This window comes from Acinetobacter sp. YH12040, assembly GCF_013420005.1.
Lineage (GTDB): Bacteria > Pseudomonadota > Gammaproteobacteria > Pseudomonadales > Moraxellaceae > Acinetobacter > Acinetobacter amyesii.
On sequence record NZ_VOZB01000001.1, the window covers coordinates 326,811 to 347,165 of the forward strand.

Here is a 20,355-nt window from a genome sequence, read left to right on the forward strand (position 1 = left end):
ATACTTTACTTAAAAATTAACGTGCAGATTTAATCGCAGCTTTCATTTGTTTTACAGACTGTGCCAATCCAATAAATACAGCATCAGCAATAATCGAGTGACCAATATTCAATTCATGAATTTGCGCAATGCGCGCAATCGGAGTGACATTGTCAATATTTAAGCCATGGCCAGCATTCACAATCAATCCTTTAGATGCCGCATATTCAGCACCTCGAATAATACGTTCCAGCTCTGCTTTCTGCGCTTCAGGTGTTTCAGCATCTGCATATGCACCTGTATGCAACTCAATCGTAGGCGCACCACAGGCAATCGCTGCATCAATTTGAGCAAAGTCAGCATCAATAAATAATGAAACTTCGCAACCAATCGCCGCGAGTGCTTGAGTCGCGTTTTTTACATCTTCAAAATGCCCAACCACATCTAGACCGCCTTCAGTCGTGACTTCTTCACGCTTTTCAGGAACAAAGCATACATGATGCGGCTGAATCTCTTTGGCAAATTCAACCATTTCATTGGTCACTGCCATTTCAAGGTTCATATGGGTTTTTAATACAGAACGCATACGACGTACATCATTATCTTTAATATGGCGACGATCTTCACGTAAATGCAGCGTAATCCCTTCCGCCCCCGCTTGCTCACAAATAATTGCGGCATTCACAGGATCTGGATAAGTTGTCCCACGTGCATTTCGTAGTGTTGCCACATGGTCAATATTTACACCAAGCAAAGCTGCCATAATTCTTTCCTAATGACGTTGAGTTTGATAATTCTGTATCCACAATTGACGACTTTTTAATGGACGATCGCCAAGCAAGGAAGTAATCATTTGTCGGTACAACTTAGAAAGTAATTGTAACTGTTCAGAATTAAATTCCCCACCTTTTTCATAATCACACATACTTAAAATATGTTGACCTGACAATGTTGCGCGTGAGGCTTTAATGACAGGTTGAAAACCTTCGTTTAAATGAAATTGATAATTTTCATGAGGCTGAATTTGCTGTTGATTTGCATCAATTGAAAAATCCAACGCAAAACCCAACTCTTCAAGCAGCACATGCTCAAATTGTCTAAGGATTTGCCGTAAGAATAGATCTGGGTGGGCCTGGACAGACATGCATTGAAGTTTTTCCAAGGTGTGTGCATATTGAGCAAATGTCTCAGGCATCTCAACCTCTAACGGACATAGCCTCAATAAAACTTCATTTAGATAAAATCCTGAAAAAAAAGCATCACCAAAAAAGAAAATCGGTTGATTTACAATTTCGAGTTTACTAAAGTTTTTAAGTTCGGACTTACCAGATGCTTGCAAGCAAATTGGTTGATACTGGGGAGGTGGCGTTTGCCTGAGAATACCATCAATTCGACCATGCTCCTGAGTAAACAAGTGCACAATATGACTTTTTTCACGATATTTACGATGGTGAATTAAATAACCATGCAGTATCTCATTACGCATGATTTGAAATATTAATCCTTGTCTTTCTTTTTCTTGTCTTCTTCATCTTCATCCCCATCTGGAATGACTGCACCCACAACTGCAGCAGTACCTTTAACCACGCCTTTTGTGGTTTTATAAGCGACTTTGACAGGAACAGTAACGATTTTATGAATACACCCTTGTAGAAACAAAACACATGCAACTACGGCCAATACTTTCATCATTACTCTTCCCTCAAAGTTTGTTATTTAACGATTAGATATCGCTATAACCTAAGCTTTTCAATGCACGCTCATCATCAGACCAACCGCCTTTGACTTTCACCCAAAGCGTCAACATGATCTTTTGCTCGAACATTTTTTCCATATCCACACGTGCATCCATACCGATTTTCTTCAGTTTGGCACCCTTCTCACCAATAACAATCGCTTTTTGGCCAGAGCGATCGACGAAAATCGTCGCATCAATATAGGTACACGCCGCTTTAGGACGACCAGTTTTTGGATTAACTGTTGCTTCTTCTGTTTTAAACGACTCAATTTGAACCGTTAAATCATAAGGAAGCTCTTCACCCAATTGACGCATGATTTTTTCACGAATAATTTCAGAGGCAAGGAAGCGCTCTGAACGATCCGTTAATTGCTCAAGTGAATACAGTGGTGGTTGGAATGGTAAATATTTCTCAATCGTGCTGCGCAAATGATCTAAATTTGCACCACGTAATGCTGATACAGGAACAATTTCTGCAAAATTCATTAATTTTGCACGCTCTTGTATCAATGGTAATGCATGGTTTTTATTCTCTAGTGTATCAATTTTATTGATCACAAGAATCACTGGCATATCGGCATTTTTTAGCTTTTCTAACACTAAATCATCATTCTGTGTCCATTTGTCTGCATCAATCACAAACAAAACTAAGTTCACATCACGAAGTGCAGAATGTGCCGCACGGTTCATCATTTTATTGATGGCACGGACTTCTTTTTTGTGCATCCCCGGGGTATCTACGAATACCGCTTGAGATTTTTCGCGTGAGTCAATACCCACAATTTTATGACGTGTGGTCTGTGGTTTACGAGAGGTAATGGAAAGTTTTTGACCCAAAATATGGTTCATCAACGTTGATTTACCCACGTTTGGACGACCAACAATCGCCACAAACCCACTTTTAAAATCGGCTGGAATTTCAGTGCCTTGTGCACTAAAGAACTGACTAATTAAATCGTTACTGTCGCCTTGCGACTCGTGATCAGCATCTACGTGATCGGAATGAGTAGTCATTAAGACTTTTTCTCCAAAATTTCTAAGATTTCTGCCGCTACTGCCTGTTCAGCAAAGCGACGGCTTGAACCTTCACCGTATTTAACAGGGAGCCCTTCAACTGTACATTCAACTTTAAAATGTTGGTTCGGAGCATCACCGTGAATATCTACAACCTCGTAAACCGGGAGAGGTTTTTTACGTGCTTGTAAATACTCTTGCAAACGTGATTTAGGGTCTTTCAGTTGATCGGTCGGTTCAATATGATCTAAATATGGCACATACCATTTAAGAACAATCGGTTCCAGAATTTTTAAATCCTGACAATCGACATAGATTGCACCAATGATCGATTCAACGGTATCCGCAAGTATAGACTCACGATGATGACCGCCAGATTTCAACTCACCTGTACTCAAGATTAATTCTTGACTGAGTTTTAAGTCATTGGCAATTTTTCCTAGCGCTTCCTGACGAACCAGTGTCGCACGCATACGCGTTAGACGCCCTTCATTTTCATGCGGGTAGGCATGGTACAGATAATTGGCAATTATCATACCCAACAATGAATCGCCCAGATATTCTAGGCGTTCATAATTGTATTTATGGCTCACCGATCGGTGGGTCAAGGCCAGTTGTAACAATTCAGGTTGTTTAAACTGATAACCGATACGACTTGCTAAACGAGCTTCATTTAGCTTGGACTGAGCTTTGATCAAAACTTTTCTCGAACTTCAACACAATATCAATATTCAATAAGAAAGGTTTTCTTATTTCATAATCCGTTTTTACTTCAAGCCCCTTTTCATTAGAGACTTGAGCAATATCTTTAAAACTAACATCGCGAATACTGTTCATTGAAAATCTTTTATCCATTTCTTGAACAAATTTACTTGGACTAATATTCGCAGGTCCACTTTTTAACTGCTCCTCGATTAACCCATTAATCATTTTGTTATCGAGATACGGTCCCCAAACCGCAACAACAACTTTAGCTAAAAAAGCAAAACCAATCACAGCAATTAAAATTGCGATATAAGACGTTCCCCGTTGATGTCTCATTTTATTTTCCTGATGTAAGACTAATCAATACTGCCATTACGACTAAATGAAGGCAGTTTTAAACCAGGTTCCTTATGCATCCACTTGTAAAAAGCACGTCCAGTGAGGTTTTCTTCAGGCACAAAGCCCCAAAAACGACTGTCCGCACTTTGATCACGATTATCCCCCATCGCGAAATAGTGACCTTCAGGAACCTTAACTTCCCAATATAAACCATTTTCTGTTGAATATTTACCATTTTCAACATAGTTGATAAATGGTGCTTGGCGCGCAACATTGACGCCTTCAAGCTCACGCATGGTAAACGTATGCTTACCCATGGTTTCTTTATGATAAATCGATGTAGGTGTATCAAGTTGATCTTTTTCACGGCTAAATTCTACAGGAACTTTTGCCACCTTTTGACCATTCACACTCAGTTGACCATGATCGTAAATAATATGATCACCTGGTAAACCGACCACTCGTTTAATATAGCTGATGGTTGGTTGTGGTGGATAACGGAATACAATGACATCACCACGCTCAGGTTCACCGACATCAAGAATTTTTTTATTGACGATAGGTAAACGTACGCCATACTGATATTTATTCACCACAATAAAATCACCTGTTTCTAAGGTTGGAACCATAGAGTCAGATGGAATATTAAATGGCTCATATAAGAATGAACGCATCACCAAGACTATCGCTAGAATCGGCCAGAAATCATAAGCCCATGCGATAACGACATTTTCATTCCCTTTACCTTTGGTCTGCCGTTGCTTCCAGACAAACTTATCCAACAGCCAAATTAAGAAAAAAATGACTGTGGCAGGAACAAGGATCAAATTAAAGTCAAAATCCATGAGCTCATAAACCTCTATTTATTATCTTTCTACTTTCAATACCGCAAGGAACGCTTCTTGTGGGATTTCAACACTGCCCACTTGCTTCATACGTTTCTTACCTTCTTTTTGTTTCGCAAGAAGTTTCTTCTTACGTGACACGTCACCACCATAACATTTTGCCAATACGTTTTTACGCATCGCTTTTACAGTTGAACGTGCAATGATTTGCGCGCCAATTGCTGCTTGAATAGCCACATCGAACATTTGACGTGGAATCAAATCTTTCATTTTTTCCACAAGTGCAATACCACGATGGCGTGCATCTTGTCGGTGGCAAATCATAGCCAAGGCATCAACCTTTTCACCGTTGATTAACACATCCACCTTAACTAGGGATGAAGACTCAAAACGCACAAAGTTATAGTCTAACGATGCAAAACCGCGTGAACATGATTTCAATTTATCAAAGAAATCCATCACTACTTCAGCCATTGGAATTTCAAACGTAATGGCCACTTGGTTCGCCATAAACTTCATATTCTTTTGAACGCCGCGACGTTCAACACATAAAGTCATCACATTACCCAAGTATTCTTGCGGTACTAAAATGTGACATTCAGCAATTGGCTCACGTAAATCTTCAACTGTTGAACCATCCGGCATTTTAGAAGGACTGTCGATATAAATGGTTTGACCATTTTTCATCACCGCTTCATAAATTACGGTTGGTGCTGAAGAAATCAGGTCAAGATCATACTCACGCTCTAAACGCTCTTGTACGATTTCCATGTGCAGCATACCCAAGAAGCCACAACGGAAGCCAAAACCAAGTGCATCTGAACTTTCAGGTTCAAAGAACAACGCTGAGTCATTAATTTGCAGTTTGTGCAGCGCCTCACGGAACGGTTCAAATTCACTTGAATCGATTGGGAATAAACCTGCATAGACCTGTGGTTTCACTTTTTTGAAACCCGGTAAGCTTTCAACTTCTGGTGTAGTTGCCAAGGTAATCGTATCACCAACTGGAGCACCAAAAATATCTTTAATACCCGCAATCACGAAACCAACTTCACCTGCTTCGAGCATGTCAGTTTCTGTATGTTTAGGATTAAAAATACCTACTGAGGTGATAATGTGCGTTTGACCAGTTGATTTCATCAACATTTTATCGCCTTTACGCACACGACCTTCTTTAATACGAACTAAAGAAACCACGCCCAAATAGTTGTCGAACCAAGAGTCAACAATTAAGGCTTGTAATGGTGCATTACGATCGCCTTCGGGTGCAGGAATGACATTGACTAGTGTTTCAAGCACCCCTTCAATGCCTAGACCGGTTTTAGCTGAACATGTAGGTGCTTCAGTCGCTTCGATACCAATAATGTCTTCAATTTCTTGAATAACACGCTCTGGCTCTGCTTGCGGCAAATCAATTTTATTTAAAACAGGTAGGACTTCTAAACCTTGTTCAATTGCTGTATAGCAGTTAGCAACAGACTGTGCTTCGACACCTTGTGCAGCATCGACAACCAACAGTGCACCTTCACACGCAGCCAATGAACGTGAAACTTCATAAGAAAAGTCAACGTGCCCAGGTGTGTCAATGAAGTTGAGTTGGTATTCTTCACCGTTAGGATGAGTGTAATACAAAGTCACAGACGTAGCTTTAATCGTGATACCACGCTCACGTTCTAATTCCATAGAATCTAGAACCTGTGCCTGCATTTCACGATCTTGCAGGCCACCACAAGTTTGAATAAATCGGTCGGCAAGCGTCGACTTACCATGGTCGATATGCGCAATGATCGAGAAGTTACGAATGTTTTTTATATCAACAGATTTTTTAGCTTGCGCCATGGGCTACCTTGGAAAAATAAAAGCGCTATGCATGCAATTCTTTATGCATAGCAAAAGCCGAATAGAAATTGCCGAGGATTATAGCAGATGGATTTTTCAAAGTATCGAAAATAATGCATTGCTTTTATGCTAACCACTTTTCCTGCGTGTACAACTTAACTAGTCTTCGCATTAATATGAGGTTTCAATTAAAACTCAGAGATCATAAGCACTAAAATCAAGCGGATTTATGCTATCTGCGATGGGTTGATAAGCTTGGGTAAATGTTGGCGACATGCGCTTTGGACGGCCTGTAGCAATTTCAATGCATGCCCACTGTGTATTGCCTGTAAATAATATCGCTTTGTCTTTAGGGCGATAAAATACGTACTGCCGAAACGAATACAATGCATTGATATCATTTAGCCAAGTTCGTAAAATAATCTCCTCACCTTCGAGCGCTGCTTTACGATATTGCACATGATGCTCAACAGCGACCATGGCATGCTTCAATTCAATATATTCTTTTAAGCCTAAACCCAAAGCTTCAATATGTGCTGTCGCGACATCTTGCATCCAACTGACGTACACCACGTTATTCACATGATTTAATGTGTCGATATGTTCAGCTTGAACTGTAATTTTTAAATCAAAGATATCGCTCATAGCGTCCTGCAAATTTTAAATTGTGGCCCACAGTCTACCCATTTTTATCTAAGGGTGAATTGCAAAAACGCTAAAGTTAAAAAACCACTCGCTTGGAGTGGTTTTCATTTAGTAACTCATTACTGAATACGCATGCCCACAATCGCACGCTGTCCCTGACGAATCAAAGAAACACGTGCAATGCTACCATTTTTCAACTCAGAAATAACTTTCACAAAATCTTCAGCATTGTTTACGACTTTATTATTAACTTGGGTGACAACATCCCCCGGCTGAATTCTCGCTTGTGAAGCTATACCACCAGCTCGCACATCTTGAATCAAGACACCGCCTTTTAGACTCAGTTGTTTTAATTCATCTGCGTTTAAGTTGCGGATCGACACCCCAATCACTGGACCTTTTTTCACAGATGTCGTTTCAGCTTTTGCAGGCGTATCATCTGGTGCTGTGATCAAAGTTGCTGAAATATTTTGGCGTTTATCATCACGCAGTACTTCAAGCTGAATACTTTGATTTGGACCTGTACGATTAAGATAATTCAGCAGTTCGCCTGTACGTGAAATTGGTGTGCCATTAAATTTCAAAATGACATCACCCACTTTAAAGCCAGCTTTTGCAGCAGGTGAATTTGGTGCAACTTGAGTAATCAAAGAACCTTCTGGTTTTGAAAGGTTATAAGACTCTGCAAGATTACGATCGATATCTTGTAGCATGACGCCTAAATAAGCACGTGTTACCTTGCCGTTTTTCTTTAATTGGTCTGCAACATCCATTGCAACATCAATGGGAATCGAGAACGATAACCCCATATAACCGCCTGTACCACTAAAGATACGAGAATTTACCCCGACCACTTCACCAGACTGATTAAATAATGGACCACCAGAATTACCCGGGTTCAATGCCACGTCGGTTTGAATGAATGGAACCGAGGTTTCTCCCATCATATTACGCATTTTAGCACTAACGATTCCTGCCGAAGCTGAATAGTCAAAGCCAAATGGTGAACCAATGGCCAACACTGGCTCACCTACACGTAAACGGTCAACATTGCCTGTGCGTAGCTCAGGAAAATTTGAACCTTTGACCTTTAACAAAGCCACGTCAGTCCGCTCATCACTACCCACAACTGTGGCATCAATTTCACGGCGGTCATTCAGTACGATGGTGACTTTCGAGGCATCTTCTACCACATGGTGATTTGTCAATAAATAACCATCTTTACTAATAAAGAATGCGCTTCCATAACCGGTCTTTTCTTGCGGCATTTTTTGCTGCGGAATAACCACCTGATTACCGAAAAAGCGTCGTAATATTTCTGGGACTTGTTGCTGCAAAAGCTCTTCTTGACTAAGCTTTTTAACCACATTCACGCTTACGACAGCTGGGCTGACTTGTTCAACCAAATTGGAAAAATCAACAGGACCCGCTGCCTGAGTCTGCACGCTAGCAACCGTAAACACAGCTGCATAGAGTCCCTTTTGTAAATACGATTTATTCATTGTTAGCATTCACTCAATTGTGCTTATCATTTGAAATACGTTAGTTTTTATCACAATGCAAGTCTAAGCTTCGTAATAAAATGTTTGATGATTATTTATGATAAACAATCTTAAACATTCCTTAAATATTACAGATCTATGAATATTTTTCATTATTTAGTTAATTTATAGTCATTGCGTTTTTAGGCAAAAACAGTTGTGATGATCGGACATTTTTAAAATTAGCTGATGGACATGTCTAATTTAAACACGATACATCAATTTGATGTAATTATTGTGGGAAGTGGCGGTGCAGGCCTAAGTTTAGCCCTATCGCTACCAGATCATTTTAATATTGCTGTTTTAGCTAAATCGACGCTGACGGATGCCAGCACATATTATGCCCAAGGTGGTGTTGCTGCCGTCCTCGATAAAACAGATTCCATTGAACAGCATATCAATGACACCATGATTGCCGGTGCGCATTTATGTGAAATGGCGGCGGTAAAACAAACCGTTGAAGGTGGTAAATCTTCTGTCGATTTTCTACTGAATCAGGGTGTGCAATTTACTTTAGACGAACAAGAACAGTTACATCTGACACGTGAAGGTGGTCACTCTCACCGGCGGATTATCCATGCAGCAGATGCCACAGGTCGTGCTATTTCCACAACATTGGTTGAACGTGCGCAAGAAAAAGCCAATATTCATATTTTTGAAAATTTTATTGCAATCGATTTAATCACCGCACAAAAATTAAATCCTGAAGCTGAAAACCGTGCTCTCGGTCTATATGCTTTAGATGAAAAAACCGAAAAAGTACATACCTTTTTAGCACCGTTCACTGCCCTTGCCTGTGGTGGTGCCATGAAGGCATATTTATATACATCAAATCCCGACATTGCGACGGGTGATGGTATTGCCATGGCGTATCGTGCAGGCTGCCGTGTTGCCAATATGGAGTTTAACCAATTCCATCCAACCTGTTTATATCATCCTCAAGCTCGCTCTTTCTTAATTACCGAAGCGATGCGTGGCGAAGGTGCCTATTTACGTCTTCCAGATGGTGAACGCTTTATGCTGCGCTTTGATGAGCGTGCCGAATTAGCACCACGCGATATTGTAGCGCGCGCTATTGATTATGAAATCAAACGTCTGGGCATACGTCATGTTTGGCTTGATATCACCCATAAACCTGCAGAATTTGTCAAAGAACATTTTCCTACATTGTATGCACGCTTAATGGAACTTGGCATTGATATCACCAAAGAAATGATTCCTGTGGTTCCTGCTGCTCACTACACCTGTGGCGGCGTTGTGGTTGATGAAAACAGTCAGACCGATATTCCAGGCCTATATGCCATTGGGGAAACCTCTTATACTGGTCTACATGGTGCAAACCGTATGGCGAGTAACTCCTTACTGGAATGTTTCGTTTATGGCATGAGTGCTTCAGCACATATCACTGCACAGCATCAAGGGACTTATCAGGCGCCTCATGTCCCAGAATGGGATGACTCGCAAGTGACCAACCCTGATGAAGACGTGGTGATTTTGCAGAATTGGGACGAGCTTCGCCAAACCATGTGGAACTACGTGGGTATTGTCAGAACAACCAAGCGGCTTCAACGTGCGCTCCATCGTATTGAAATGCTCAATCGTGAAATTACCGAGTATTACCAAGATTACCAAGTCAGTAAAAATCTGATTGAACTCCGTAACTTGGTACTGGTATCAGAAATGATTGTGCGCTGTGCAATGGAACGTAAAGAGTCTCGTGGCTTACATTTTACTTTGGATTATCCAGAACAAGCCGATGAACTGCGTAAAACAGTGTTAACACCACCTGATTTCACGGTTGATTGCCCTGTAGTTAATACTGAGTTAGTCTCTTAAAACTTTTAAATTAAAAAAGAAGCCGCACATGATGTCGGCTTTTTTTGATTTTACTACCCATAAATATGTAATGCCGCTTTGAAAGTTTCTAAGTGCAGATTTACAAGATCATTCATATTTTGATAGCCCCCAGCCAATACAAACATCAGCGGAATATCTGCACGTTTAGCCAATTTAAAGACCATTTCTTCGCGTTTCTGTATCAAAGCGGTGCTAAACCATGATGAACCAAAAGGGTCAGCTTGATGACAATCCATCCCTGCTTGATAAATAATTAAATCTGCACCCCATGCTTTAGCTTGCTGTATTCCTTCATGTAAAGCCAAAGTATATTGTGCGAAATTTCCACGATCTTTATGCACATTCCGTGTTAAAGAACGTTCATAAGTAGGACAACCAAAATGTAGCCCATAAATACTAAAATTAAAAAGGTTCTCTAACCGTCTAGTAAAATCAGCTGTGCCGTTCCCCCCATGTTGATCGCAATCGAGTACAAAGATTTTTTTATTCGGATTCTGCTGTGCCACCAAAGCCAAACCATTGAATGTGCAAAATGATCCGCCATATTCAAACACTGCATGGTGAAAACCTTGTGCAACATTCGCTGCGATACCTTTTTGTAAAGCCAAATCTGCAGCCATCAACTGCCCTGCATTGATTCTCAGCACTGCATCTCGAAGCTGAGTATTCCAAGGCTTAAAACCTGAAAAGGTCGCAAGCTTAGTGGGCTGCCCTGTCATAAATGCGTCCACATAAACAGGATCATGCACTTGGCTTAAAATTTCAGCGTCAATACACTCAGGTTCATGTATTCGGATGTTCTGCCATTGTTCTAAAGCTGTTCCAACCGCCAATAATTTTTCCATACTATTGGTATGGGTATGAGCAAAATATTTTGGCGAAAAGCATACATCTAACATGATGGAAATACTCAAAGTTGCGCTATCGCCACATCTATTAATTGCTGAAGCTCAGTCGTACCTGGACTATACAGACCATTATCCACTTGCTGCTGAAAATGTGTACTGAATGCACGTTTTCGATTTTGTGGCGACACAGCCAAAGTCGTTAAGCGTAAAAACCACCACCCAGAAATGGCCTGATAAGGAATCACAAAACCTTTAAATTCACGATTCCCCCGTTTTTCAACTAATTGTTCTGCATCATAATCGACGGAAAAAAGTGAACCGGCTGGAATACGGACACCATTCATGAGTACAGGTTTCAAGCTGATACAAGAATGGTTATCCCCCATATTTAATTTTTCCATAAATAAGGGCTGACCGTATTCATCTACAAAAATATTAATTTCACCGCTACGAAATACACGTCGATGTGCAATTTTTAAAAAGAAATTTTCAGCCATTGGACAAGAGCCAACTTTTGGCTTATTAGCCAGTGCTTGTACTTCAACGATTTGGTTTTCAGTTGACGATTTTGGCAAAATCAGATCTTCAATCAAGGTACAAATAAGCTGACTTTCTTCCAAATTTGCATGTTGCTGAATTTGACGCAAACTTTTTTGAAGATGTAATTCTTTCTGTAAAACCTCGTAAAAGTCTGTAAATTGTTTCAATTGCTGAATATTTTGAATTAAATTTTGATTTAAATCTAGATGACGCCAACCTGACAAATCTAAATGATAAGCACGACTTTGATCTAAAATTTTGCGTAAACCATGCGTGTCATATTGATCAAAGAGTTTGAGATCTTGAAATTCATGTGATGCACGCGGCAAATTAATATATTCAGCTAATACACGTGTGGCTTGAGTATATCCACAGCCACGTCGTTCTGTTTGATGTGAGTAATGCTCATTCAGCATTTCTGTCAATTTTTCTGACAAAGGATATGCATGCTCCTGAAAGAGCCGAACAACTTCATGTGCAGTAGCAGTCATGTATTTAACCAATCAAATCTGTGATTCAATTATAGATTTAAAACAGCACTTGTGAGCTGATTGATTCCTACTAAGTTTTTGAAATTATGCAAATAAAAATACACTACGCAGAAAATTCACCAACCAATGCACAATTTATTTAGACAGACTGCTGCATTTTAATCCAATCTAATGGATCAACTGCATATTTTCAGTTCAGTGTCGCTGCGGTGGAATCGAATAGCTACCAGTAATATGTGCCACAGGCTCATCCACACCTGCTGAATACACCAACACTTCACCATAAATGATGCTTTTACCGACTTTAAGTAATCGACATTCTCCCCGCAAATCTTTATTCGCCTCAGGCTTCCTTAAAAAGTTAATATTCATACTTGTGGTGACTGCAAGTCCGACAATTCCAATCTCTGCAAGTATTGCCACATACAATGCAAAGTCCGCCAAAGTCATCATAGTCGGGCCTGAAACAGTATTGCCAGGCCGCAAATCTTTTTCAGTCACATGCCAAATTAAAGTGGCAGCCTTTTCACCAACTTCAACGATAGTGCAATGCTTTAAGCTTGGCGCAAATTCAGTCTTAAGGAAATTGATAATCTCCTGTTTTGTAGCATGCATAAAAAATCATCCATAACTTTTGCTATGAATGATTTTTAAATCAATTGCCTAACAAATACTATGGCATTTTAGATCTGCTGTAGATGCGATAATGCCTGTTGGAAAACATGCTCAGGTGTTTGGGTTGCGTCAAGGCGTTTCATTCGTTCAGGGTGCGTTTGATGAATCTCAGCAAAACCTGATCTTACTTTCTCAAAGAAAGTTGCTTTCTCTTGTTCAAAACGGTCTAAAGCACCACGCTCTCTTGCTCTTAACATTCCTGTTTCAATCGGTGCATCAAGCCAAAAAGTAATATCCGGTATACGCGCAACAAAACTTGCATTTAAGACATTGAGCTTGTCACGATCTAAACCACGTCCTGCACATTGATAAGCAAAACTCGAATCGGCAAAACGATCACATAAAACGATTTTACCTTCTGCCAATGCAGGTAAAATCACGCGCGCCAAATGCTGTGCGCGTGCAGCATACATAAGTAACAACTCTGTATCATCACTCATTGCTTCATCATGATTGACGGCCAGAAGTAATGCACGAATTTGTTCAGCCATAGGTGTACCACCCGGCTCACGTGTAAGTACGACATTTTTACCCAAATTTTGGAAATGCTCATGTAGTTTACGAATCAATGTGGTTTTACCCACACCTTCCGTGCCTTCAAAACTAATAAACATGCTCACTCCTCAATTTTTCGCACGAATTACCGATAAATACTCTTGTACCGCTTGGTTATGGTCTGACAAATTACTGCTAAATTTATGACCACCGTTACCTGTTGCCACGAAATAGATGTTATTTGACGCATCTGGATGCATCGCGGCTTCAATAGCTTTTTGACTTGGCAAAGCAATCGGTGTAGGCGGTAAGCCATTGATCGTATAAGTATTATATGCTGTAGGTGTACGTAAATCTTGGCGAGTGATATTGCCTTGGTATTTATCACCCATACCGTAAATCACAGTTGGATCTGTTTGCAAACGCATCCCTTGTTTGAGACGACGCACAAATACACCAGACACTTGTTCAAGCTCACTATCAATACTGGTTTCTTTTTCAATAATCGATGCCATGATCAAGGCTTCATATTTATCTTTATACGGTAAATTTTGAGCTCGATTAGTCCAAGCCTGATCTAAGGCTTTGATTTGTCGGTTATATAAATCCTTCAAAATTTTTCGATCAGACTCGCCTTTTGCAAAGAAATACGTATTCGGTGCAAATAATCCTTCAGGGTGTGAATAGGGAATGCCGAGCTCTTTTAAGATTTCTGCATACGGTAAATGACTGATGTCATGCGTCACCAAAGGGTCATTTTTTAAAGCATCTATCAGTTGCTTAAATGTCGTCCCTTCGATCACTAAAATTCGATTCATTTGCGCATTTTCAGAATTCGAAATCAACTCCATAACTTCTCGTACACTCATACCTTCATGAATTTCATACACACCTGCTTTTAAGGTGTCATTAATCATGAACTTTTGGTACAACTTCAAAATAATAGGAAAATGAACTTGTTTCTCTTTGGCTAGTCTGTCAATAAATCCTGAATAGGTATCCCCTGCACCAATCGCCAACATTTGCTTTTTGCCTTCCACAGGATAGGCTTTAAACAAACTCGACCACAGTAAGATCGCCACAAGTACAACGATACCAAGTAGCACAACCAAACATGCTTTAAATGGAAAACCTGCTTTGGCAGATTTTTTCTTATTTGTTTTTTTAGACACGGTGGACATATTAACGAATCTGACTTAATTGAAGTGTTCGGAAAAGTTCAATACAAGCTTGAACATCTAACTCAACTCCATTCAGAGTTGATGCAATTTTCATGGGACTTAAGGCATTACAGAAAAAAACACTCTGAAAATGCGTAATTTCATCCATATTGACGTGACGTTGAGTACATGGAATCTGAAGCTGCTGCATCCGTTTTAAAATTTCTGCACGCATGACACCATGTACGCCATTATAACGAAGTTCGGGCGTAATCCATCCTTCATTTGTGCGAATAAAACAATTACTGCTCACACCTTCAACAACTGTACCTTGTACATCCGTCACCAAAGCTTCGCCCCATGGGGTTTGATCCAACTCTGCTTTGAGCATGACTTGTTCTAATCGATTTAAGGACTTTAAGCCCACCAAACTTGGCATGGTTAACCCAATAGCTTGATGTAATACACCACTTTCGACAGTTTCGTACTCAAAATCTGCAACGGTTTTGGGGTAATAAAACACCCAAACATCTGCTGGGTGCTCAGGTAAACTATAGCCACGCTGACCAATACCACGACTCAACACAATTTTTAAAGTGCCATTGACGACATCTTGTTTACGTAACAATTTTAAAGTGTCTTCAATAAGGTTTAAATCTGCATTTAGCTTTAATCGCTCATTGCTCAGTTTTAATCGTGTAATATGTAAAGCTAAAAGTTCTATTTGTCCTTGGCGAATACGTGCCGTGCTAAAACAGCCATCGCCATAGTGAAAGGCTCGATCAAGTAAATTAACTTGTTCTATTTGCTGCGCATTTTTAAAACACTGCATACGTCGTCATCCCAATTACATCACTTTATTTTAAAAAATAATCGCTCAGCATATATTTCTTTTTTGTTCATATTAAATTCTTTTTTAATTATTTTTTCTGCATAAAAACTACAGATATTCTTGCCTCATCCAACAAAACATGTATAAAAATTGAGGACAACATGAATCTATCTAAATTAAAACTTGGGGTTTTGGCTGCATTCATTTCTGCCACAGCATTCAGTGCATCTGCCAAAGATTTCTTAAATGTGTCATATGATCCAACCCGTGAATTGTATGACAACTTCAATAAAGACTTTAGTGTTTACTGGAAAAAAACCACAGGCCAAGACATTAACTTTAAACAATCTCATGGTGGATCAGGTAAACAGGCTCGTGCTGTTATTGATGGTCTAGATGCCGATGTCGTCACTTTGGCCTTGGCTGCAGATATTGATGAAATTGCTGCACGTGGTTTAGTTGCAAAAGACTGGCAAAAGAAATTCCCACAAAATTCAACGCCGTATACGTCAACCATTGTGTTCTTAGTACATAAAGGCAACCCGAAAGGCATCAAAGACTGGGGCGATTTAATTAAACCGGGTGTCGACATTATTACCCCGAACCCAAAAACATCGGGCGGTGCGCGTTGGAACTATCTAGCAGCGTGGGCTTGGGCCAAACATCAAGCAGGTGGTAATGATACAAAAGCCCAAGAATTTGTACGTCAAATTTATAAGCAAACCAAAGTTCTCGACTCAGGCGCACGTGGTGCAACAACTACATTCGCTGAACGTGGTATTGGTGATGTATTGCTGGCTTGGGAAAATGAAGCACATTTGGCAGTTCGTGAACAGCCAGGTAAGTTTGAGATTGTGACCCCTTCACTTTCTATCTTGGCCGAGCCGCCTGTTGCGATTGTAGAAAAAAATGCCAAGAAAGATGGCAATGAAAATTTAGCCAAAGCGTATTTAAATTATCTGTACTCACCTGCAGGTCAAACCATTGCTGCACAGAACTTTTATCGTCCACGTAATGCTGCGGTACTAGCAAAATATAAATCCGTCTTTAAACCTTTAAAATTAGTGACTATTGATAAAGAGTTTGGCGGTTGGAGCAAAGTGCAGAAAAAGCATTTTGAAAATGGTGGCATCTTTGACCAAATCGTGAAGACCAATAATTCCAAATAATGCTTTAAATACCGAAAAGCATCGTCCTTTCGCATAAGGTCGATGCTTTTTTTTCATAGACATGCCTTTTATCTTTTTTATTCATATAAAATTCGTTTTTAATTATTTTTTATGCATAAAGATTGGCGCTATTCTTCACCCATGTTACAGATAAAGTAAAAATTATTGAGGTTCACATGAGTATTTCCGCAAAATTAAAATTGGGTGTTCTTGCTGCAGTCATTTCGACGGTTTCTTTTGGCGCAGCTGCAAAAGACTTCTTAAACGTATCTTACGACCCAACGCGTGAACTCTATGAAAGTGTGAATAAAGACTTCAGTAAATATTGGGAAAGCCGTACAGGTCAAAAAATTAATTTTAAACAATCTCATGGTGGTTCAGGTAAACAAGCGCGTGCCGTCATTGATGGCTTAGATGCCGATGTGGTGACTTTAGCTCTCGCAGCAGATATTGATGTGATTGCAGAAAAAGCCAAACTTTTACCTGCAGATTGGCAAAAGAAACTTCCGCAAAACTCAACGCCATATACCTCAACGATTGTGTTCTTAGTACGCAAAGGCAACCCAAAAGCGATTAAAGATTGGGGCGATCTAGTTAAACCAGGCGTGGGTATTATTACCCCAAACCCGAAAACTTCAGGCGGTGCGCGTTGGAACTATTTAGCTGCATGGGCGTGGGCAAAACATCAAGCGGGTGGTAATGATACAACGGCTCAAGAATTTGTCCGTAAGATTTATAAAAACACGAAAGTACTCGATTCAGGCGCACGTGGTTCGACTACAACCTTTGCTGAACGTGGTATTGGTGACGTGTTATTGGCTTGGGAAAATGAAGCACATTTAGCGATTCGTGAACAACCGGGTAAGTTTGAAATTGTGACCCCTTCACTTTCAATTTTAGCTGAGCCACCTGTTGCTGTTCTAGAAAAGAATGCGGAGAAAAAAGGCAATCTTTATTTAGCCAAAGGCTATTTAAACTTCCTTTATTCACCACGTGGTCAGCAAATCGCAGCTCAGAATTTTTACCGTCCACGTAACGCTACAACGCTTGCACAATACGCATCAGTCTTTAAGCCACTTAAACTCGTAACCATTGATAAAGAATTTGGTGGTTGGGATAAAGTCCAAAAAGCACACTTTGAAAATGGCGGCGTGTTTGACCAAATCGTTAAAGCCAACAACGGAAAATAAGACCAGTCATTGACTGAATCAGGAGAACTTGACATGACACATACAGTAATTGTCCCGGGTGTAGGCGGTAGTGAACACGCACATTGGCAATCTTGGTTACAACGTCAGCTCATGTCTAGCTCTCGTGTTCAGCAAAAAGATTGGAATCACCCTGTACTAAAAGACTGGATTAAACAATTTGTTCAAACCGTACGACCTCTACAGGGTGAAATTCAAATTGTGGCGCATAGCTTTGGTTGTTTGACCACAGTGGCAGCATTGGCCTTGCATCCTGAACTGAATAAAAAAATCAAAAATTTAGTTTTGGTTGCGCCAGCCAATCCAGCTCGCTTTGGAGAAAACGGCTTTGCACGCGACAGTACAACGGATTACAAAGCATTTTTTCATCAGCTGAGTATTCGTGTGCCGACAACGATGTTGATTAGTGAAAATGATCCTTGGCTTGGCTTTGAAGATGCAAAACAACTTGCTGATGCTTGGAAGCTTTACCCTGTGAATATGGGTGCTGTGGGTCACATTAATGTTGCATCAGGTTTTGGACCGTTTCCTGAAATTTTCAATTACTTAATTTCAGAAAACCACATGAAATATATCAGCTTTACTGATGAAAACAAGTATTTATTTCAATTTGCTTTTTAAGTACTGAGCATTAAGCTTGTCGCAAAATCATTTATTCAATTTTGCTGACCTTTTAAGTCAGCTTTTCTCATTTTGAGGAGTCAACATGTCGCAGCGATCCCGAGTGCTGCCAGGATTTGGTCTTTCTCTAGGCTTTACCCTAGCGTATTTATCCTTAATTGTGCTCATTCCCCTTTCGGCCGTATTTATTAAATCTTTAGGTATCGGTTGGGATGGACTATGGGAAATTTTAAGCTCAGAACGTATTTTAAAATCGTTACAACTGAGTTTTAGTGCCGCCATTATTGCTGCGTTAGTCAATGTGGTTTTTGGTTTGCTCTTAGCATGGTGTTTGGTTCGTTATACCTTCCCGGGTAAACGTATTGTCGATGCATTGGTTGATTTACCTTTTGCATTGCCAACTGCCGTTGCGGGTATTGCATTGACTTCGTTATATGCACCGACTGGTTGGATCGGTCAGTACCTTGAACCTATTGGCATTAAAGTCGCATATACCCCGATCGGTATTACCTTAGCCCTCATCTTTATTGGTATTCCTTTTGTGGTTCGCACTGTACAGCCTGTACTGAGTGATCTAGAAACTGAACTTGAAGAAGCAGCTTCGGCACTGGGCGCAAACCGCTTTCAGATCGTGACCAAAGTGATCTTACCTATTCTATTTCCTGCGCTGTTAACAGGTTTTGCTCTGGCATTTGCTCGTGGTGTGGGTGAATATGGATCGGTGATTTTTATCGCAGGTAACCAACCCTTCAAAACTGAAATTGCGCCATTGATGATCATCTCTCGTCTTGAGGAATATGATTATGCAGGCGCGACCACGATTGCAGTCGTGATGCTGGTGATTTCTTTTGCCATTTTATTCTTAATTAACTTGGTTCAAGCATGGGCAAGTCGCCGTACAGGGAGAACTGCACGATGAATACGAACAGTAATGCGCTTGCGGAAAAATTACAGTCGCGTGATGCAACGCGTGAACCGACATGGGTTCGTTATACCCTGATCATCATTGCTTTAATTTTCTTCTTAAGCTGCCTGATTCTGCCATTGGTTTTGGTTTTCGTTGAAGCCTTTAAACAAGGTGTTGGCGTTTACTTCCAAGCACTGGTTCATCCAGATACATTATCAGCAGTAAAACTTACGTTACTGACAGCTGTGATTGCCGTACCGTTGAACGTCGTCTTTGGTGTAGCTGCGGCATGGTCTGTTGCCAAGTTTAATTTCCGTGGTAAATCTATTTTAACCACGATTATTGATATGCCATTTTCAGTCTCTCCAGTTATTGCTGGCTTAATGTTGGTATTGATTTTTGGTACTCAAGGTTGGTTAGGCGGCTGGCTAATGGATAACGACATCAAAATTTTATATGCCGTTCCAGCCATTGTCCTTGCTACTGTGTTTATTACCGTTCCTTTTGTGGCACGTGAGTTGATTCCATTAATGGAAGCTCAAGGGACTGAGGAAGAAGAAGCAGCAATCGTATTGGGTGCTTCAGGCTGGCAGACCTTCTGGAAAGTGACACTTCCAAATATCAAATGGGGCTTAATCTACGGCGTGATTCTCTGTAATGCACGTGCAATGGGTGAGTTTGGTGCTGTTTCTGTGGTTTCAGGTCACATTCGCGGCGAAACCAACACCTTACCGCTACACGTAGAAATCCTTTATAACGAATATACCTTTAGTGCTGCTTTTGCTGTGTCTTCACTATTAGCGCTCTTGGCGATTGTGACCCTGATTTTAAAAACATGGGTTGAACTACGTCAGGAACGACAAGACAAGCGTAAAGAAGATTCACAAGTTTCTTAAGGAATGACCTC

At 40.4% G+C, this 20,355-nt stretch carries 22 protein-coding genes; 6 read left to right on the plus strand and 16 right to left on the minus strand.

Annotated elements, in window-relative coordinates; genetic code table 11:
• Positions 1-16: 16 nt before the first annotated feature.
• The 10 genes from pdxJ to FTT99_RS01585 form a co-directional block, all read right to left on the minus strand.
• Positions 17-742, minus strand: a complete 726-nt coding sequence (gene pdxJ, locus FTT99_RS01540) for a pyridoxine 5'-phosphate synthase (protein ID WP_180129340.1) — start codon at positions 740-742, stop codon at positions 17-19.
• A 9-nt stretch (positions 743-751) separates the two neighbouring features.
• The gene (gene recO, locus FTT99_RS01545) at positions 752-1,468 is read right to left on the minus strand and encodes a DNA repair protein RecO (RefSeq protein WP_180129420.1); all 717 of its coding nucleotides are present in this window, start codon (positions 1,466-1,468) and stop codon (positions 752-754) included.
• 8 nt (positions 1,469-1,476) lie between these two features.
• On the minus strand, positions 1,477-1,671 hold the full coding sequence (locus tag FTT99_RS01550) for an NF038104 family lipoprotein (protein WP_180129338.1): 195 nt from the start codon (positions 1,669-1,671) through the stop codon (positions 1,477-1,479).
• Between the two features lie 31 nt (positions 1,672-1,702).
• A complete protein-coding gene (era, locus tag FTT99_RS01555) occupies positions 1,703-2,731 on the minus strand; it encodes a GTPase Era (protein WP_067765139.1) in 1,029 nt (342 codons plus the stop codon).
• A complete protein-coding gene (gene rnc / locus FTT99_RS01560; RefSeq protein ID WP_168378030.1) occupies positions 2,731-3,429 on the minus strand; it encodes a ribonuclease III in 699 nt (232 codons plus the stop codon). The genes era and rnc overlap by 1 nt, the downstream gene beginning before the upstream one ends.
• A complete protein-coding gene (locus tag FTT99_RS01565) occupies positions 3,401-3,772 on the minus strand; it encodes a DUF4845 domain-containing protein (protein ID WP_180129337.1) in 372 nt (123 codons plus the stop codon). The genes rnc and FTT99_RS01565 overlap by 29 nt, the downstream gene beginning before the upstream one ends.
• A 20-nt stretch (positions 3,773-3,792) precedes the next feature.
• Positions 3,793-4,620, minus strand: a complete 828-nt coding sequence (gene lepB / locus FTT99_RS01570) for a signal peptidase I (RefSeq protein WP_111883978.1) — start codon at positions 4,618-4,620, stop codon at positions 3,793-3,795.
• 21 nt (positions 4,621-4,641) lie between these two features.
• The gene (gene lepA / locus FTT99_RS01575) at positions 4,642-6,459 is read right to left on the minus strand and encodes a translation elongation factor 4 (RefSeq protein ID WP_111883977.1); all 1,818 of its coding nucleotides are present in this window, start codon (positions 6,457-6,459) and stop codon (positions 4,642-4,644) included.
• A 195-nt stretch (positions 6,460-6,654) separates the two neighbouring features.
• The gene (locus FTT99_RS01580) at positions 6,655-7,104 is read right to left on the minus strand and encodes a thioesterase family protein (RefSeq protein ID WP_180101969.1); all 450 of its coding nucleotides are present in this window, start codon (positions 7,102-7,104) and stop codon (positions 6,655-6,657) included.
• A 119-nt stretch (positions 7,105-7,223) separates the two neighbouring features.
• Positions 7,224-8,606 carry a Do family serine endopeptidase gene (locus tag FTT99_RS01585; protein WP_111883975.1) on the minus strand — a complete coding sequence of 461 codons (1,383 nt, stop codon included), beginning with the start codon at positions 8,604-8,606 and terminating at the stop codon, positions 7,224-7,226.
• 228 nt (positions 8,607-8,834) lie between these two features.
• Here FTT99_RS01585 and nadB point away from each other — a divergent pair, with 228 nt between their 5' ends.
• Entirely contained in the window at positions 8,835-10,481 is a 1,647-nt protein-coding gene (nadB, locus tag FTT99_RS01590; RefSeq protein WP_180129334.1) for an L-aspartate oxidase, read from the plus strand.
• 53 nt (positions 10,482-10,534) lie between these two features.
• Here nadB and FTT99_RS01595 read toward each other — a convergent pair whose 3' ends face one another.
• From FTT99_RS01595 to pabC, 6 genes are all read right to left on the minus strand, one after another.
• Positions 10,535-11,401, minus strand: coding sequence for a histone deacetylase (locus tag FTT99_RS01595; protein WP_180129333.1), 867 nt, complete (start codon positions 11,399-11,401; stop codon positions 10,535-10,537).
• A gap of 11 nt (positions 11,402-11,412) precedes the next feature.
• Positions 11,413-12,381, minus strand: a complete 969-nt coding sequence (locus FTT99_RS01600) for a hypothetical protein (RefSeq protein WP_180129331.1) — start codon at positions 12,379-12,381, stop codon at positions 11,413-11,415.
• 195 nt (positions 12,382-12,576) lie between these two features.
• Complete coding sequence (locus FTT99_RS01605) at positions 12,577-12,996, minus strand: PaaI family thioesterase (RefSeq protein ID WP_180161172.1); 420 nt, start codon at positions 12,994-12,996, stop codon at positions 12,577-12,579.
• 68 nt (positions 12,997-13,064) lie between these two features.
• On the minus strand, positions 13,065-13,670 hold the full coding sequence (gene tmk, locus FTT99_RS01610; protein WP_180161174.1) for a dTMP kinase: 606 nt from the start codon (positions 13,668-13,670) through the stop codon (positions 13,065-13,067).
• A 9-nt stretch (positions 13,671-13,679) separates the two neighbouring features.
• Positions 13,680-14,732 (minus strand): endolytic transglycosylase MltG, encoded by a 1,053-nt coding sequence (gene mltG, locus FTT99_RS01615; RefSeq protein WP_180161176.1) that lies wholly within the window; start codon positions 14,730-14,732, stop codon positions 13,680-13,682.
• A gap of 1 nt (position 14,733) precedes the next feature.
• Complete coding sequence (pabC, locus tag FTT99_RS01620) at positions 14,734-15,543, minus strand: aminodeoxychorismate lyase (RefSeq protein WP_180023347.1); 810 nt, start codon at positions 15,541-15,543, stop codon at positions 14,734-14,736.
• 161 nt (positions 15,544-15,704) lie between these two features.
• On the opposite strand from pabC, the gene FTT99_RS01625 reads away from it, so the two are divergent.
• From FTT99_RS01625 to cysW, 5 genes are all read left to right on the plus strand, one after another.
• A complete protein-coding gene (locus FTT99_RS01625) occupies positions 15,705-16,712 on the plus strand; it encodes a sulfate ABC transporter substrate-binding protein (protein ID WP_180161178.1) in 1,008 nt (335 codons plus the stop codon).
• 176 nt (positions 16,713-16,888) lie between these two features.
• Entirely contained in the window at positions 16,889-17,902 is a 1,014-nt protein-coding gene (locus tag FTT99_RS01630; RefSeq protein WP_111883967.1) for a sulfate ABC transporter substrate-binding protein, read from the plus strand.
• A gap of 33 nt (positions 17,903-17,935) precedes the next feature.
• On the plus strand, positions 17,936-18,541 hold the full coding sequence (locus tag FTT99_RS01635) for an alpha/beta hydrolase (RefSeq protein WP_180022492.1): 606 nt from the start codon (positions 17,936-17,938) through the stop codon (positions 18,539-18,541).
• An 85-nt stretch (positions 18,542-18,626) separates the two neighbouring features.
• Entirely contained in the window at positions 18,627-19,460 is an 834-nt protein-coding gene (cysT, locus tag FTT99_RS01640) for a sulfate ABC transporter permease subunit CysT (protein ID WP_078190342.1), read from the plus strand.
• Positions 19,457-20,344, plus strand: coding sequence for a sulfate ABC transporter permease subunit CysW (gene cysW, locus FTT99_RS01645; RefSeq protein ID WP_078192018.1), 888 nt, complete (start codon positions 19,457-19,459; stop codon positions 20,342-20,344). The genes cysT and cysW overlap by 4 nt, the downstream gene beginning before the upstream one ends.
• The last annotated feature ends 11 nt before the right edge of the window (positions 20,345-20,355 follow it).

Bases quoted from the DNA above. Each gene is read 5' to 3' on its own strand.
- pdxJ (WP_180129340.1), bottom strand. From the start codon at position 742: ATGGCAGCTTTGCTTGGTGTAAATATTGACCATGTGGCAACACTACGA.
- nadB (WP_180129334.1), top strand. From the start codon at position 8,835: ATGGACATGTCTAATTTAAACACGATACATCAATTTGATGTAATTATT.
- era (WP_067765139.1), bottom strand. From the start codon at position 2,731: ATGACTACTCATTCCGATCACGTAGATGCTGATCACGAGTCGCAAGGC.
- cysT (WP_078190342.1), top strand. From the start codon at position 18,627: ATGTCGCAGCGATCCCGAGTGCTGCCAGGATTTGGTCTTTCTCTAGGC.
- FTT99_RS01595 (WP_180129333.1), bottom strand. From the start codon at position 11,401: ATGTTAGATGTATGCTTTTCGCCAAAATATTTTGCTCATACCCATACC.
- cysW (WP_078192018.1), top strand. From the start codon at position 19,457: ATGAATACGAACAGTAATGCGCTTGCGGAAAAATTACAGTCGCGTGAT.
- mltG (WP_180161176.1), bottom strand. From the start codon at position 14,732: ATGTCCACCGTGTCTAAAAAAACAAATAAGAAAAAATCTGCCAAAGCA.
- lepB (WP_111883978.1), bottom strand. From the start codon at position 4,620: ATGGATTTTGACTTTAATTTGATCCTTGTTCCTGCCACAGTCATTTTT.
- FTT99_RS01600 (WP_180129331.1), bottom strand. From the start codon at position 12,381: ATGACTGCTACTGCACATGAAGTTGTTCGGCTCTTTCAGGAGCATGCA.
- FTT99_RS01635 (WP_180022492.1), top strand. From the start codon at position 17,936: ATGACACATACAGTAATTGTCCCGGGTGTAGGCGGTAGTGAACACGCA.
- FTT99_RS01605 (WP_180161172.1), bottom strand. From the start codon at position 12,996: ATGCATGCTACAAAACAGGAGATTATCAATTTCCTTAAGACTGAATTT.
- FTT99_RS01630 (WP_111883967.1), top strand. From the start codon at position 16,889: ATGAGTATTTCCGCAAAATTAAAATTGGGTGTTCTTGCTGCAGTCATT.
- FTT99_RS01580 (WP_180101969.1), bottom strand. From the start codon at position 7,104: ATGAGCGATATCTTTGATTTAAAAATTACAGTTCAAGCTGAACATATC.
- lepA (WP_111883977.1), bottom strand. From the start codon at position 6,459: ATGGCGCAAGCTAAAAAATCTGTTGATATAAAAAACATTCGTAACTTC.
- FTT99_RS01565 (WP_180129337.1), bottom strand. From the start codon at position 3,772: ATGAGACATCAACGGGGAACGTCTTATATCGCAATTTTAATTGCTGTG.
- pabC (WP_180023347.1), bottom strand. From the start codon at position 15,543: ATGCAGTGTTTTAAAAATGCGCAGCAAATAGAACAAGTTAATTTACTT.
- FTT99_RS01585 (WP_111883975.1), bottom strand. From the start codon at position 8,606: ATGAATAAATCGTATTTACAAAAGGGACTCTATGCAGCTGTGTTTACG.
- tmk (WP_180161174.1), bottom strand. From the start codon at position 13,670: ATGTTTATTAGTTTTGAAGGCACGGAAGGTGTGGGTAAAACCACATTG.
- FTT99_RS01625 (WP_180161178.1), top strand. From the start codon at position 15,705: ATGAATCTATCTAAATTAAAACTTGGGGTTTTGGCTGCATTCATTTCT.
- FTT99_RS01550 (WP_180129338.1), bottom strand. From the start codon at position 1,671: ATGATGAAAGTATTGGCCGTAGTTGCATGTGTTTTGTTTCTACAAGGG.